At 55.6% G+C, this 15,926-nt stretch carries 11 protein-coding genes; all 11 read right to left on the reverse strand.

The genetic code is table 11. The features are described 5' to 3' along the window. Positions 1-3 precede the first annotated feature (3 nt). Positions 4-828 carry a 50S ribosomal protein L2 gene (gene rplB, locus C4J86_RS23690; RefSeq protein WP_003176423.1) on the reverse strand — a complete coding sequence of 275 codons (825 nt, stop codon included), beginning with the start codon at positions 826-828 and terminating at the stop codon, positions 4-6. A gap of 14 nt (positions 829-842) precedes the next feature. Further along, positions 843-1,142 (reverse strand): 50S ribosomal protein L23, encoded by a 300-nt coding sequence (gene rplW, locus C4J86_RS23695; protein ID WP_002555488.1) that lies wholly within the window; start codon positions 1,140-1,142, stop codon positions 843-845. After that, positions 1,139-1,741, reverse strand: a complete 603-nt coding sequence (gene rplD, locus C4J86_RS23700; protein ID WP_057014518.1) for a 50S ribosomal protein L4 — start codon at positions 1,739-1,741, stop codon at positions 1,139-1,141. Before rplD ends, rplW begins: the two co-directional genes overlap by 4 nt. A 12-nt stretch (positions 1,742-1,753) precedes the next feature. Further along, positions 1,754-2,389 carry a 50S ribosomal protein L3 gene (rplC, locus tag C4J86_RS23705; protein WP_003176425.1) on the reverse strand — a complete coding sequence of 212 codons (636 nt, stop codon included), beginning with the start codon at positions 2,387-2,389 and terminating at the stop codon, positions 1,754-1,756. 81 nt (positions 2,390-2,470) lie between these two features. Next, complete coding sequence (gene rpsJ / locus C4J86_RS23710) at positions 2,471-2,782, reverse strand: 30S ribosomal protein S10 (RefSeq protein ID WP_003186070.1); 312 nt, start codon at positions 2,780-2,782, stop codon at positions 2,471-2,473. Positions 2,783-2,941: 159 nt separating this feature from the next. Continuing rightward, positions 2,942-4,135 (reverse strand): elongation factor Tu, encoded by a 1,194-nt coding sequence (gene tuf, locus C4J86_RS23715; RefSeq protein WP_003176426.1) that lies wholly within the window; start codon positions 4,133-4,135, stop codon positions 2,942-2,944. A gap of 30 nt (positions 4,136-4,165) precedes the next feature. Next, positions 4,166-6,271, reverse strand: a complete 2,106-nt coding sequence (fusA, locus tag C4J86_RS23720; protein ID WP_124364614.1) for an elongation factor G — start codon at positions 6,269-6,271, stop codon at positions 4,166-4,168. Positions 6,272-6,301: 30 nt separating this feature from the next. Continuing rightward, positions 6,302-6,772: a 30S ribosomal protein S7 gene (rpsG, locus tag C4J86_RS23725; RefSeq protein WP_002555493.1), complete on the reverse strand. Its 471-nt coding sequence runs from the start codon at positions 6,770-6,772 to the stop codon at positions 6,302-6,304. A gap of 118 nt (positions 6,773-6,890) precedes the next feature. Continuing rightward, positions 6,891-7,262: a 30S ribosomal protein S12 gene (gene rpsL / locus C4J86_RS23730; protein WP_002555494.1), complete on the reverse strand. Its 372-nt coding sequence runs from the start codon at positions 7,260-7,262 to the stop codon at positions 6,891-6,893. Between the two features lie 216 nt (positions 7,263-7,478). Next, positions 7,479-11,678: a DNA-directed RNA polymerase subunit beta' gene (gene rpoC / locus C4J86_RS23735; protein ID WP_124364615.1), complete on the reverse strand. Its 4,200-nt coding sequence runs from the start codon at positions 11,676-11,678 to the stop codon at positions 7,479-7,481. Positions 11,679-11,742: 64 nt separating this feature from the next. Beyond that, positions 11,743-15,816 (reverse strand): DNA-directed RNA polymerase subunit beta, encoded by a 4,074-nt coding sequence (rpoB, locus tag C4J86_RS23740; protein WP_057724824.1) that lies wholly within the window; start codon positions 15,814-15,816, stop codon positions 11,743-11,745. Positions 15,817-15,926 lie beyond the last annotated feature (110 nt).

Below are 15,926 nucleotides of genomic sequence, written 5' to 3' on the forward strand. Positions count from 1 at the left end.
TATTTACTTGCGACGACGGACGATCATTTTGTCGGTACGCTTATTACCACGAGTCTTCGCGCCCTTAGTCGGGAAGCCCCATGGCGATACCGGATGACGACCACCAGAGGTACGACCTTCACCACCACCGTGTGGGTGGTCAACCGGGTTCATGGCAACACCACGAACGGTTGGGCGAACGCCACGCCAGCGTTTGGCACCAGCTTTACCCAGCGAACGCAGGCTGTGCTCGGAGTTCGAGACTTCGCCCAGGGTCGCACGGCATTCAGCCAGTACTTTACGCATCTCACCAGAACGCAGACGCAGGGTCACGTAGACACCTTCACGAGCGATCAGCTGAGCCGAAGCACCAGCGGAACGAGCGATTTGCGCGCCTTTACCTGGCTTCAATTCGATGCCGTGTACGGTGCTACCAACTGGAATGTTGCGCAGTTGCAGAGCGTTGCCCGGCTTGATCGGTGCCAAGGCACCTGCGATCAGCTGGTCACCAGCACTCACGCCTTTAGGGGCGATGATGTAGCGACGCTCGCCATCTGCGTACAGCAGCAGAGCGATGTGAGCAGTACGGTTTGGATCGTATTCAATACGCTCGACAGTGGCGGAGATGCCATCTTTGTCGTTGCGACGGAAATCGACCAGACGATAATGCTGCTTATGGCCACCACCGATGTGACGAGTGGTAATACGACCATTGTTGTTACGACCACCAGTCTTCGATTTCTTCTCGAGCAGCGGTGCGTGAGGAGCGCCTTTATGCAGCTCCTGGTTGACCACCTTGACCACAAAACGGCGGCCAGGGGAAGTCGGTTTGCATTTAACGATTGCCATGATGCACCCCTTCCTTACTCAGCACTGCTGCTGAAATCGAGATCTTGGCCTGGTTGAAGGGAGATAACCGCCTTCTTCCAGTCATTACGCTTGCCCAGACCGCGAGCAGTGCGCTTGCTCTTACCCAGAACATTCAGGGTAGTAACACGCTCTACTTTCACGCTGAACAGGCTTTCGACGGCCTTCTTGATTTCCAGCTTGGTTGCGTCAGTTGCAACCTTGAAAACGAACTGGCCTTTCTTGTCAGCCAGAACCGTAGCCTTTTCGGAAACGTGCGGGCCAAGCAGAACTTTAAATACGCGTTCCTGGTTCATCCCAGCAGCTCCTCGAATTTCTTCACGGCCGACACGGTGATCAACACCTTGTCGTATGCGATCAGACTAACTGGATCGGAACCTTGCACGTCACGTACATCAACGTGTGGCAGGTTGCGAGCAGCCAGGTACAGGTTCTGATCAACAGCTTCAGACACGATCAAAACGTCGGTCAGGCTCATGTTGGTCAGTTTGCCCAGCAGTTCTTTGGTTTTTGGACTTTCAACAGCGAAGTCCTGAACCACGACCAGACGATCAGTACGCACGAGTTCAGCAAGGATGGAGCGCAGTGCTGCGCGGTACATCTTCTTGTTGAGCTTCTGAGAGTGATCCTGTGGACGAGCTGCGAAAGTGGTACCACCGCCACGCCAGATTGGGCTACGGATAGTACCGGCACGAGCACGGCCAGTGCCTTTCTGACGCCAAGGGCGCTTACCGCCACCACGTACGTCGGAACGGGTCTTTTGCTGCTTGCTACCTTGACGGCCGCCGGCCATGTAGGCCACGACTGCTTGGTGAACCAGCGTCTCGTTGAATTCGCCGCCAAATGTCAGTTCGGAAACTTCGATCGCTTGAGCGTCATTTACATTTAATTGCATGTCAGCTTCCCCTTAACCGCGAGCCTTGGCCGCTGGACGTACAACCAGGTTGCCGCCAGTAGCGCCAGGAACAGCACCCTTGACCAACAACAGATTGCGTTCAGCGTCGACGCGCACTACTTCGAGGGACTGCACGGTCACGCGCTCAGCGCCCATATGACCGGACATTTTTTTGCCCTTGAATACACGACCAGGAGTCTGGCACTGGCCAATAGAGCCCGGGACGCGGTGGGAAACGGAGTTACCGTGAGTGTTGTCTTGACCACGGAAATTCCAACGCTTGATCGTACCCTGGAAGCCTTTACCCTTGGACTGACCGGTTACATCAACCAGTTGACCAGCGGCGAAGATTTCAGCGTTGATCAGATCGCCAGCCTTGTAGTCGCCGTCTTCAAGACGGAACTCCATGACGGTGCGACCAGCTGCAACGTTTGCTTTAGCGAAGTGACCTGCTTGAGCAGCAGTCACGCGCGAAGCACGACGCTCGCCGACAGTGACTTGCACTGCACGATAGCCATCGGTTTCTTCAGTTTTGAACTGGGTGACGCGATTCGGCTCGATCTCAATGACCGTGACCGGAATGGAGACACCTTCTTCGGTGAAAATACGGGTCATACCGCATTTACGACCGACTACACCAATAGTCATGTTGTAAACCTCATGAGTGTACGGGGCTTTCACCCGCTATGGCCGCCCATTTCAGAGCGTTACACGACTAAGACCCAAGTCTTAGCCGAGGCTGATCTGTACTTCCACACCGGCCGCCAGATCAAGCTTCATAAGTGCGTCAACGGTTTTATCCGTTGGCTGGACGATGTCCAGTACGCGCTTATGAGTGCGGATCTCGTACTGGTCACGCGCGTCTTTGTTGACGTGCGGAGAGACCAGAACGGTGAACCGCTCTTTACGGGTAGGCAGTGGAATTGGACCACGCACTTGTGCACCAGTACGTTTCGCGGTTTCCACGATTTCCTGGGTGGATTGGTCGATCAGGCGATGGTCAAAAGCCTTCAACCTGATACGGATTTGCTGATTTTGCATTGGATTTCAGACTCCGGCTGCTATTCCCAGCGAGCGCAATACGCCCGTTAAAAGGAGGCGCAATTCTATAGACGGCCCTGATAGGTGTCAACCCAATAAAAAAGGCCCCCGCTGAGCGGGGGCCTTTTCAAAACATCAGAACTATCTCAGAAGAGATAATTACTCGATGATTTTAGCTACAACGCCAGCACCAACGGTACGGCCGCCTTCACGGATTGCGAAACGCAGACCGTCTTCCATAGCGATGGTTTTGATCAGGGTGACAACCATTTTGATGTTGTCGCCTGGCATTACCATTTCTACGCCTTCCGGCAGTTCGCAGTTACCAGTCACGTCAGTAGTACGGAAGTAGAACTGTGGACGGTAGCCTTTGAAGAACGGAGTGTGACGACCGCCTTCTTCTTTGCTCAGCACGTACACTTCAGCTTCGAACTTGGTGTGCGGCTTAACCGAACCTGGCTTGACCAGAACCTGGCCACGCTCAACGTCGTCACGCTTAGTACCACGCAGCAGAACGCCGCAGTTCTCGCCAGCACGACCTTCGTCGAGCAGTTTACGGAACATTTCAACACCGGTACAGGTGGTGACGGTAGTGTCACGCAGACCAACGATTTCCAGTGGATCTTGAACCTTAACGATACCGCGCTCGATACGACCAGTTACAACAGTACCGCGACCGGAGATCGAGAATACGTCTTCGATTGGCATCAGGAACGGCTTGTCGATAACACGGACTGGATCTGGAATGTAGCTGTCCAGAGTCTCAACCAGTTTACGAACGGACGTGGTGCCCATTTCGTTGTCGTCTTTGCCTTCCAGAGCCATACGAGCAGAACCGATGATGATCGGAGTGTCGTCACCTGGGAAGTCGTAAGTGCTCAGCAGGTCGCGCACTTCCATCTCAACCAGTTCCAGCAGCTCAGCGTCGTCTACCAGGTCAGCCTTGTTCAGGTAAACCACGATGTACGGAACGCCAACCTGACGGGACAGCAGGATGTGCTCACGGGTTTGTGGCATCGGACCATCAGCGGCCGAGCAAACCAGGATCGCGCCGTCCATCTGGGCAGCACCGGTGATCATGTTCTTCACATAGTCAGCGTGACCTGGGCAGTCAACGTGAGCGTAGTGACGGATCAGCGAGTTGTATTCAACGTGCGCGGTGTTGATGGTGATACCACGAGCTTTTTCTTCTGGTGCGCTGTCGATTTTATCGAAATCAACGATTGCGGAACCGAATACTTCGGAGCAAACGCGAGTCAGAGCAGCAGTCAGAGTGGTTTTACCGTGGTCAACGTGACCGATAGTGCCAACGTTGACGTGCGGTAGGGAACGATCAAATTTTTCTTTAGCCACGACAATTAACTCCTTGCCTAAAGGACTGAATCAGCCTTGTTTTTTGGATACAGTTTCAGCGATGTGCGCCGGAGCTGTGTTGTATTTTTTGAATTCCATAGAGTAGCTTGCGCGACCCTGAGACATGGAGCGAACGTCGGTCGCATAACCGAACATCTCACCCAACGGAACCTCGGCGCGAATCACTTTGCCGGAAACCGTGTCTTCCATACCCAAGATCATGCCGCGACGACGGTTAAGGTCGCCCATGACATCACCCATATAGTCTTCAGGTGTAACAACTTCTACCGCCATGATTGGCTCAAGCAACTCACCACCGCCCTTCTGGGCCAGCTGCTTGGTTGCCATGGAGGCAGCCACCTTAAACGCCATCTCGTTGGAGTCGACGTCGTGGTAAGAACCGTCAAAAACGGTTGCTTTCAGGCCGATCAGCGGATAGCCGGCAACAACACCGTTCTTCATCTGCTCTTCGATACCCTTCTGGATAGCAGGGATGTATTCCTTAGGAACAACACCACCTACTACTTCGTTCACGAATTGCAGACCTTCCTGACCTTCGTCAGCAGGAGCAAAACGGATCCAGCAGTGACCGAACTGACCACGACCGCCGGACTGACGAACGAACTTGCCTTCGATTTCACAGCTCTTCGTGATGCGCTCACGATAGGAAACCTGAGGCTTACCGATGTTGGCTTCGACGTTGAACTCACGGCGCATCCGGTCAACCAGGATGTCCAGGTGAAGCTCGCCCATGCCCGAGATGATCGTTTGACCAGTCTCTTCATCAGTCTTGACGCGGAAAGATGGATCTTCCTGAGCAAGCTTGCCCAGAGCGATACCCATTTTTTCCTGGTCATCCTTGGTCTTAGGCTCAACAGCAACCGAAATAACCGGCTCCGGGAAGTCCATGCGAACCAGGATGATTGGCTTGTCAGCGTTGCACAAGGTTTCACCAGTGGTGACATCCTTCATGCCGATCAAGGCCGCGATGTCACCAGCGCGTACTTCCTTGATCTCTTCGCGGGCGTTTGCGTGCATTTGCACCATACGACCCACGCGCTCTTTCTTGCCTTTAACCGAGTTGATTACGCCGTCGCCGGAGTTCAACACGCCCGAGTAAACGCGGACGAAGGTCAAGGTACCCACGAATGGGTCAGTGGCAATTTTAAATGCCAGAGCGGAAAACGGTTCTGCGTCGTCTGCATGACGCTCCAACTCGATAGTCTCGTCATCCGGGTCGGTACCCTTGATGGCAGGAATATCAACCGGTGCCGGCAGGTAGTCGATCACAGCATCGAGAACCAGGGGAACGCCCTTGTTCTTGAACGAGGAGCCACAAACAGCCAGGACGATCTCACCAGCGATAGTACGCTGACGCAGAGCAGCCTTGATTTCCACGTTGGTGAGTTCTTCACCTTCGAGGTACTTGTTCATCAGCTCTTCGTTGGCTTCGGCCGCAGCTTCAACCATGTTGTTGCGCCATTCGTCAGCCAGTTCCTGCAGTTCAGCAGGGATAGGCTTGCGAACAGGAACCATACCTTTGTCGGCATCGTTCCAGTAGACAGCTTCCATGGTCAGCAGATCGATCTGGCCTTGGAAATTATCTTCGGAACCGATAGCCAACTGGATCGGCACCGGAGTGTGACCCAGACGTTGCTTGATCTGACCGATCACGCGCAGGAAGTTGGCACCAGCACGGTCCATCTTGTTTACGTAAACAAGACGTGGAACGCCGTATTTGTTGGCTTGACGCCATACGGTTTCCGACTGTGGCTCAACACCCGAGGTACCGCAGAACACAACGACAGCGCCGTCGAGTACGCGCAGGGAACGTTCAACTTCAATGGTGAAGTCTACGTGGCCCGGGGTATCGATTACGTTGAAGCGGTGCTCGTCTTTGTACTGCTTCTCGGAACCTTTCCAGAAGGCGGTAATAGCAGCAGAAGTAATGGTAATACCACGCTCCTGCTCCTGAACCATCCAGTCTGTGGTCGCGGCGCCGTCATGCACCTCGCCCATCTTGTGACTTTTGCCGGTGTAAAACAGTACGCGCTCGGTGGTGGTGGTTTTACCAGCATCCACGTGAGCGACGATACCGATATTACGGTAGCGGCTAATCGGAGTAGTACGAGCCATAAAGCCCTCGCAAAATTAGTGAAGCTAAAATTAGAAGCGGTAGTGCGAGAAAGCTTTGTTAGCTTCAGCCATACGGTGCACGTCTTCACGCTTCTTAACAGCAGCACCTTTACCTTCAGCAGCGTCCAACAGTTCGCCGGCCAAACGCAGGGCCATAGACTTCTCGCCGCGCTTACGGGCGAAGTCTACCAACCAGCGCATTGCCAGAGCGTTACGACGGGACGGACGAACTTCAACCGGAACCTGGTAAGTAGCACCGCCTACACGGCGCGACTTCACTTCGACCAGCGGAGCGATGGCGTCGAGAGCTTTCTCGAAGATTTCCAGGGGGTCGCTGTTCTTGCGTTCTTTAACCTTTTCCAGCGCGCCATAAACGATACGCTCGGCAACGGCTTTCTTGCCGCTTTCCATAACGTGGTTCATGAACTTGGCCAGAATTTGGCTTCCGTATTTTGGATCGTCAAGCACTTCGCGCTTGGCTGCTACGCGTCTTCTTGGCATGGATAAGCCCTCAAACGGTCTTCAGGTTCGCTCGGAATCGGTGCCCTTTCGGGACGCCTCCGACCTTACTCTTATCGACTCAGAAAATAAGATGATTCAGGTTTACAAAAAGCCGTTACTACTTAGGCTTCTTGGTACCGTACTTCGAACGACCCTGGTTACGACCTTTAACGCCGGAAGTATCCAAGGAGCCGCGTACGGTGTGATAACGAACACCTGGCAAGTCTTTTACACGACCGCCGCGGATCAGTACCACGCTGTGCTCTTGCAGGTTGTGGCCTTCACCGCCGATGTACGAGGAAACCTCGAAACCGTTGGTCAGGCGCACACGGCATACTTTACGCAGTGCCGAGTTAGGTTTTTTCGGCGTGGTGGTATACACACGGGTGCATACGCCACGACGTTGCGGGCAGTTCTGCAGCGCAGGCACGTCGGATTTCTCGACGATACGCTTACGCGGCTGACGTACCAGCTGGTTGATAGTTGCCATCTACTAGCTCCACTGTTGTCTTGCGACGCTATTGTCTTGCAAGAAAAGCAAAATGGCAGGAACGAATTCCCGCCAAATTTAGGGGTACAAGAGTCTAAAGAGGATCTTGCCCCCAGTCAAGGCAAGGCCCCGACCTCCCCGCCCGTCGAACCGGGGCAAAAATGCCTCGATCCGACGAATGGGGCTGCCAGGGCCCAGACTTATTTATCGCAGAACTCAGTTACCGCTTGAGTTCAGCGCTTCGGTCAGTGCAGCTTCCACTTCACTGGCGCTTACGCGCAACGGCTTGTCAGCGTCACGGCGGCGCTTGCGCTCGCTGTGGTAAGCCAAACCGGTACCAGCCGGGATCAGACGACCCACGACCACGTTTTCTTTCAGGCCGCGCAGGTAATCGCGCTTGCCGGTTACCGCTGCTTCGGTCAGTACGCGAGTGGTCTCCTGGAAGGAGGCCGCCGAGATGAACGACTCAGTGGACAACGACGCCTTGGTGATACCCAGCAGGACGCGAGTGAACTTGGAAACGAATTTCTCGTCGCCAGCCAGACGCTCGTTCTCTACGAGTACGTGAGTCAATTCCATCTGGTCGCCCTTGATGAAACTGGAATCGCCGGATTCAGCGATTTCAACTTTACGCAACATCTGACGCAGGATGGTCTCGATGTGCTTGTCGTTGATCTTCACGCCTTGCAGACGATAAACGTCCTGGATCTCGTTAACGATGTACTTGGCCAGCGCACTCACACCCAGCAGACGCAGGATATCGTGTGGGTCGCTCGGGCCGTCGGAGATAACTTCGCCGCGGTTTACCTGTTCGCCTTCGAAGACGTTCAGGTGACGCCACTTCGGAATCAGCTCTTCGTACGGATCGCTACCGTCGTTCGGGGTAATGACCAGACGACGCTTGCCCTTGGTCTCTTTACCGAACGCGATGGTGCCGCTGACTTCAGCCAGAATCGACGCTTCTTTCGGACGACGAGCTTCGAACAAGTCGGCAACACGCGGCAGACCACCGGTGATGTCTCGAGTCTTCGAAGTTTCTTGCGGGATACGCGCGATAACATCACCGATCGCGATCTTCGCACCATCCGCTACACCGACCAGGGCGTTGGCTGGCAGGAAGTACTGAGCGATTACGTCAGTGCCTGGCAGCAACAAGTCCTTGCCGTTGTCATCGACCATCTTCACGGCAGGACGGATGTCTTTACCGGCAGCTGGACGATCTTTCGCGTCGAGTACTTCAATGTTGGTCATACCGGTCAATTCGTCAGTCTGACGCTTGATCGTGATGCCTTCTTCCATGCCCACGTAGGTCACGGTACCTTTCATTTCGGTAACGATTGGGTGAGTGTGCGGATCCCACTTGGCCACGATTGCGCCAGCGTCGACCTTGTCACCTTCTTTAACCGAAATCACAGCACCGTACGGCAGCTTGTAACGCTCACGCTCACGACCGTAGTCATCAGCGATTGCCAGCTCACCGGAACGGGACACAGCAACCAGGTGGCCATCCACTCGCTCAACGTGTTTCAGGTTGTGCAGACGGACAGTACCGCCATTCTTCACCTGAACGCTGTCGGCTGCGGAGGTCCGGCTTGCCGCACCACCGATGTGGAACGTACGCATGGTCAGCTGGGTACCCGGCTCACCGATGGACTGGGCAGCGATAACGCCGACCGCTTCACCGATGTTCACCTGGTGACCACGAGCCAGGTCACGACCGTAGCACTTGGCGCAGATGCCATAGCGGGTTTCGCAGCTGATCGGCGAACGAACGATCACTTCGTCGATGCTGTTGAGTTCGATGAACTCGACCCATTTCTCGTCTACCAGAGTGCCGGCAGGAACGATAACTTCCTCGGTACCCGGTTTGAAGACGTCACGGGCAATAACACGACCCAATACGCGCTCACCCAGCGGCTCTACAACGTCACCGCCTTCAATGTGCGGAGTCATCACCAGGCCATGCTCGGTGCCGCAATCGATCTCGGTTACAACCAGATCCTGGGCAACGTCTACCAGACGACGTGTCAGGTAACCGGAGTTAGCGGTTTTCAACGCGGTATCCGCCAGACCTTTACGAGCACCGTGAGTAGAGATGAAGTACTGGAGTACGCTCAACCCTTCACGGAAGTTCGCTGTAATCGGCGTTTCGATGATGGAACCGTCCGGCTTGGCCATCAGGCCACGCATACCGGCGAGCTGACGGATCTGCGCAGCAGAACCCCGTGCGCCCGAGTCGGCCATCATGTACATCGAGTTGAAGGATTCCTGGTCAACTTCGTCGCCGTGACGGTCGATGACTTTCTCTTTCGAGAGGTTGGCCATCATCGCCTTGGAAACTTCGTCGTTGGCCTTGGACCAAAGGTCGATCACCTTGTTGTACTTCTCGCCCTGGGTTACCAGGCCGGAGGCGTACTGGCTCTCGATCTCTTTCACTTCATCGGTTGCAGCCGCGATGATGCGAGCTTTTTCATCTGGGATAACAAAGTCGTTAACACCGATGGAAACGCCGGAAATGGTCGAATAAGCAAAACCGGTGTACATCAACTGGTCAGCGAAGATCACGGTCTCTTTCAAACCAACCACGCGGTAGCACTGGTTGATCAGCCTGGAGATCGCCTTTTTCTTCATTGGCAGGTTGACGACGTCGTACGACAAACCTTTTGGTACAACCTGATACAACAGCGCACGGCCGACAGTCGTGTCGACGATACGAACATTGCTCACGCTGCCGCCGTCACGGTCGTTGACGGTTTCGTGAATCCGCACTTTGACCTTGGCGTGCAGTGCGGCTTCGCCGGCACGGAACACACGGTCAACTTCCTGCAGGTCAGCGAACACACGACCTTCACCCTTGGCGTTGATCGCTTCACGGGTCATGTAGTACAGACCCAATACAACGTCCTGCGACGGAACGATGATTGGCTCACCGTTGGCTGGCGACAGGATGTTGTTGGTCGACATCATCAACGCACGCGCTTCCAACTGGGCTTCCAGTGTCAGCGGAACGTGCACGGCCATTTGGTCGCCGTCGAAGTCGGCGTTGTACGCAGCACAGACCAGAGGGTGCAGCTGGATAGCCTTGCCTTCGATCAGTACCGGTTCAAACGCCTGGATACCCAGACGGTGAAGGGTCGGTGCACGGTTGAGGAGAACCGGGTGTTCGCGAATCACTTCAGCGAGAACGTCCCAAACCTCTGGCAGCTCGCGCTCGACCATTTTCTTGGCCGCTTTGATGGTGGTCGCAAGACCGCGCATTTCCAGCTTGCCGAAGATGAACGGCTTGAACAGCTCGAGCGCCATCTTCTTAGGCAGACCGCACTGGTGCAGACGCAGGGTCGGGCCTACGGTAATTACCGAACGACCGGAGTAGTCAACACGCTTACCGAGCAAGTTCTGACGGAAACGACCTTGCTTACCCTTGATCATGTCAGCCAGGGATTTCAGAGGACGCTTGTTGGAACCGGTGATAGCGCGGCCACGACGACCGTTGTCGAGCAAGGCGTCGACCGCTTCTTGCAACATACGCTTTTCGTTGCGCACGATGATGTCCGGAGCGGACAGATCGAGCAGGCGCTTCAAGCGGTTGTTACGGTTGATCACGCGGCGGTACAGGTCGTTGAGGTCGGACGTCGCGAAACGACCACCGTCCAACGGTACCAGCGGACGCAGATCTGGCGGCAGAACCGGCAGAACGGTCAGCACCATCCACTCTGGCAAGTTGCCGGAACCCTGGAAGGCTTCCATCAACTTCAGACGCTTGGACAGTTTCTTGATCTTGGTTTCGGAGTTGGTTTGCGGAATTTCTTCGCGCAGACGGCCAATCTCGTGTTCCAGGTCGATAGCGTGCAGCAGTTCGCGGACAGCTTCGGCACCCATGCGGGCATCGAAATCATCACCGAACTCTTCCAGCGCTTCGAAGTACTGCTCGTCGTTCAGCAGCTGACCTTTTTCAAGGGTGGTCATGCCTGGGTCGATAACGACATAGCTCTCGAAGTAGAGAACGCGTTCGATATCACGCAGGGTCATGTCCATCAGCAAGCCGATACGGGACGGCAGCGATTTCAGGAACCAGATGTGGGCAACCGGCGAAGCCAGTTCGATGTGCGCCATGCGCTCACGACGAACCTTGGCCAGCGCAACTTCAACGCCGCACTTCTCGCAGATCACACCACGGTGCTTCAAGCGCTTGTACTTACCGCACAGGCACTCGTAATCCTTTACCGGGCCAAAGATCTTGGCGCAGAACAGGCCGTCACGCTCAGGTTTGAACGTACGGTAGTTGATGGTTTCCGGCTTTTTAACTTCACCGAACGACCACGAACGGATCATCTCAGGCGATGCCAGTCCAATACGGATGGCGTCGAACTCTTCGACTTGACCCTGGTTTTTCAGCAAATTCAGTAGGTCTTTCAAGGCCTTTCCTCCTGGCGGAGCAGAGAGCGGGCATCACTGCCCCGCTCTCGATTCGCGTCACGTGTTATTCGGTTTCCAGATCGATATCGATGCCGAGGGAACGAATTTCTTTGATCAACACGTTGAAAGACTCGGGCATGCCCGGCTCCATACGGTGATCGCCGTCCACGATGTTTTTGTACATCTTGGTACGACCGTTCACATCGTCCGACTTCACTGTGAGCATTTCTTGCAGAGTGTATGCAGCACCGTATGCTTCCAGTGCCCAGACCTCCATCTCCCCGAAACGCTGACCACCGAACTGAGCCTTACCACCCAGCGGCTGCTGGGTAACCAGGCTGTACGAACCGGTAGAACGAGCGTGCATCTTGTCGTCTACCAAGTGGTTCAGCTTCAGCATGTACATGTAGCCAACAGTAACCGGGCGCTCGAACTTGTTGCCGGTACGGCCGTCGAACAGCTGCATCTGGCCGCTTTCCGGCAGGTCTGCCAGTTTCAGCATGGCCTTGATTTCGCTTTCCTTGGCACCGTCGAACACCGGGGTAGCCATTGGAACGCCGCCGCGCAGGTTCTTCGCCAGATCCAGGATTTCCTGGTCGGTGAAGGTGTCCAGCTCTTCGTTGCGACCGCCGATCTCGTTGTAGATCTCGTGCAGGAACTTGCGCAGGTCTGCGACCTTGCGCTGCTCTTCGATCATACGGTTGATCTTCTCGCCCAGACCCTTGGCCGCGAGGCCCAGGTGGGTTTCGAGGATCTGACCGACGTTCATACGCGAAGGTACGCCCAACGGGTTGAGGACGACGTCGACCGGGGTGCCATTGGCATCGTGCGGCATGTCTTCAACCGGCATGATCACGGAGACCACACCCTTGTTACCGTGACGACCGGCCATCTTGTCGCCCGGCTGGATGCGACGACGGATTGCCAGGTAAACCTTGACGATTTTCAGCACGCCTGGAGCCAGGTCGTCGCCCTGCTGCAGTTTGCGCTTCTTGTCTTCGAACTTGTCGTCCAGCAGACGGCGGCGATCAACGATGTAGGCCTGAGCCTTCTCGAGCTGCTCGTTCAGAGCATCTTCAGCCATGCGCAGTTTGAACCACTGGCCGTGCTCAAGACCGTCGAGGATTTCGTCGGTGATGTCCTGACCTTTCTTCAGACCTGCGCCGCCTTCAGCCTTGTGGCCTACCAGAGCGGAACGCAGACGTTCGAAGGTCGCGCCTTCAACGATACGGAACTCTTCGTTCAGGTCCTTGCGGATCTCGTCGAGTTGAGTCTTCTCGATGGACAGTGCACGAGCATCACGCTCAACGCCGTCGCGGGTGAAGACCTGTACGTCGATGACAGTACCCTTGGTACCGGTAGGTACACGCAGGGAAGTGTCTTTAACGTCGCTGGCTTTTTCACCGAAGATGGCACGCAGCAGCTTCTCTTCCGGAGTCAGCTGGGTCTCGCCTTTCGGGGTGACCTTACCGACCAGGATGTCGCCAGCGCCAACTTCAGCACCTACATAAACGATACCGGCTTCGTCCAGCTTGTTCAGTGCAGCTTCACCCACGTTCGGGATGTCTGCAGTGATTTCCTCTGGCCCAAGCTTGGTGTCACGCGCCACACAGGTCAGTTCCTGGATGTGGATCGTGGTAAAGCGATCTTCTTGAACAACTCGTTCCGACAGGCAGATGGAGTCTTCGAAGTTGTAACCGTTCCAGGCCATGAACGCGATGCGCATGTTCTGACCCAGTGCCAGCTCACCCATGTCGGTGGACGGGCCATCGGCCATGATGTCGCTACGCTGAACGCGATCACCCTTACGCACCAGCGGACGCTGGTTAATGCAGGTGTTCTGGTTCGAACGGGTGTATTTGGTCAGGTTGTAGATGTCGACGCCGGCTTCACCGGTTTCAACTTCGTCATCTGCAACACGAACCACGATACGGCTGGCATCAACGGAGTCGATCACGCCGCCACGACGAGCCACGACGCAAACGCCGGAGTCACGGGCTACGTTACGTTCCATGCCGGTACCTACCAGCGGCTTGTCGGCGCGCAGGGTCGGTACAGCTTGACGCTGCATGTTGGAACCCATCAACGCACGGTTGGCGTCATCGTGTTCCAGGAACGGGATCAGCGACGCTGCAACCGAAACTACCTGCTTGGGCGATACGTCCATCAAGGTGACGTCTTCCGGCGCCTTGACGGTGAACTCGTTCAAGTGACGAACGGCTACCAGCTCGTCGATCAGGACTTTCTTGTCGTTCATCGTGGCCGAAGCCTGAGCGATCACGTGATCAGCTTCTTCGATGGCGGACAGGAACACGATCTCGTCGGTAACCAGACCTTCCTTCACCACACGGTACGGGCTCTCGAGGAAGCCGTACTGGTTGGTGCGCGCATAAGCGGCCAGGGAGTTGATCAGGCCGATGTTCGGACCTTCCGGCGTTTCGATCGGGCATACACGACCGTAGTGCGTCGGGTGTACGTCACGGACTTCAAAGCCAGCGCGCTCACGGGTCAGACCGCCCGGGCCCAGCGCGGAGACACGGCGCTTGTGGGTGATCTCGGAGAGCGGGTTGTTCTGGTCCATGAACTGCGAGAGCTGGCTGGAACCGAAGAACTCTTTCACCGCTGCAGCCACTGGCTTGGCGTTGATCAGGTCTTGCGGCATCAGGCCTTCGCTTTCAGCCATCGACAGACGCTCTTTGACCGCACGCTCAACACGTACCAGGCCGACGCGGAATTGGTTCTCGGCCATTTCGCCTACGCAGCGAACACGACGGTTACCCAGGTGGTCGATGTCATCGACAATGCCTTTGCCGTTACGGATGTCGACCAGGGTCTTCAATACCGCGACGATGTCTTCCTTGCACAGCACGCCCGAACCTTCGATTTCGGTACGACCGATACGACGGTTGAACTTCATCCGGCCGACCGCAGACAGGTCATAGCGCTCAGGGCTGAAGAACAGGTTGTTGAACAGGGTCTCGGCAGCGTCTTTGGTTGGCGGCTCACCAGGACGCATCATGCGATAGATCTCGACCAGCGCTTCCAATTGGTTGCTGGTGGAGTCGATCTTCAGCGTGTCGGAGATGAACGGACCGCAGTCGATGTCGTTGGTGTACAGGGTCTCGATGCGAACGACTTGGGCCTTGGCAATTTTGGCCAGGATCTCGGTGTTCAGCTCGGTGTTGCACTCAGCCAGGATTTCGCCTGTAGCCGGGTGAACGATGACCTTGGCGGTAGTGCGGCCCAGGACGTAGTCCAGCGGCACTTCCAACTCTTTGAGGCCGGCTTTTTCGATCTGGTTGATGTGGCGCGCGGTAATACGACGGCCAGCTTCAACAATGACCTTGCCCTTTTCATCCTGGATGTCCAGGACGGCAATTTCACCACGCAGACGAGAAGCGATCAGCTCCAGCTTGAGGGTTTCATCCTTCAGGCTGAATACGTTGGTGGTGTAGAAGGCGTCCAGCACTTGCTCAGTGGTATAGCCGAGCGCGCGCAGCAGTACCGAGGCCGGCAGCTTGCGACGACGGTCGATACGCACGAACACGCAGTCTTTCGGGTCGAACTCGAAGTCCAACCACGAACCGCGGTACGGAATGATCCGCGCGGAGTACAGGAGCTTACCGGAGCTGTGCGTCTTGCCGCGGTCGTGGTCGAAGAACACGCCCGGGGAACGGTGCAGCTGGGAAACGATTACGCGCTCGGTACCGTTGATAACGAAGGTACCGTTTTCAGTCATCAGTGGGATTTCGCCCATGTAGACTTCTTGCTCTTTGATGTCCTTGATCGCTTTGTTCGACGATTCTTTGTCGAAAATGATCAGACGGACTTTTACCCGCAAAGGTACGGCGTACGTAACACCGCGCAACACGCATTCTTTGACATCAAATGCCGGTTCGCCCAGGCGATAACCGACGTACTCCAGCGCAGCATTGCCGGAGTAGCTGATGATCGGGAAAACGGATTTGAAGGCCGCATGCAGGCCCACGTCGCGGAACTGATCTTTGGTCGCTCCCGCCTGCAAGAATTCACGATACGAATCCAGCTGGATAGCCAGAAGGTACGGGACATCCATGACGTCCGGCAACTTGCTAAAGTCCTTGCGGATACGTTTTTTCTCAGTATATGAGTAAGCCATCAGCGTTCCCCAGCTTGGTCACCTGCTTGTTTGGCCCTCCCGACGGGAGCAGCCAGAAAATCTTGCAAACCCCATGGTTTGCACCACCGCATCGGGTGGCTACAGCGCGT

The sequence above is a fragment of the Pseudomonas sp. R2-7-07 genome, from assembly GCF_003852355.1.
Taxonomy (GTDB): Bacteria; Pseudomonadota; Gammaproteobacteria; order Pseudomonadales; family Pseudomonadaceae; genus Aquipseudomonas.

Bases quoted from the DNA above. Each gene is read 5' to 3' on its own strand.
- rplB (WP_003176423.1), bottom strand. From the start codon at position 828: ATGGCAATCGTTAAATGCAAACCGACTTCCCCTGGCCGCCGTTTTGTG.
- rplW (WP_002555488.1), bottom strand. From the start codon at position 1,142: ATGAACCAGGAACGCGTATTTAAAGTTCTGCTTGGCCCGCACGTTTCC.
- rplD (WP_057014518.1), bottom strand. From the start codon at position 1,741: ATGCAATTAAATGTAAATGACGCTCAAGCGATCGAAGTTTCCGAACTG.
- rplC (WP_003176425.1), bottom strand. From the start codon at position 2,389: ATGACTATTGGTGTAGTCGGTCGTAAATGCGGTATGACCCGTATTTTC.
- rpsJ (WP_003186070.1), bottom strand. From the start codon at position 2,782: ATGCAAAATCAGCAAATCCGTATCAGGTTGAAGGCTTTTGACCATCGC.
- fusA (WP_124364614.1), bottom strand. From the start codon at position 6,271: ATGGCTCGTACTACTCCGATTAGCCGCTACCGTAATATCGGTATCGTC.
- rpsG (WP_002555493.1), bottom strand. From the start codon at position 6,772: ATGCCAAGAAGACGCGTAGCAGCCAAGCGCGAAGTGCTTGACGATCCA.
- rpsL (WP_002555494.1), bottom strand. From the start codon at position 7,262: ATGGCAACTATCAACCAGCTGGTACGTCAGCCGCGTAAGCGTATCGTC.
- rpoB (WP_057724824.1), bottom strand. From the start codon at position 15,816: ATGGCTTACTCATATACTGAGAAAAAACGTATCCGCAAGGACTTTAGC.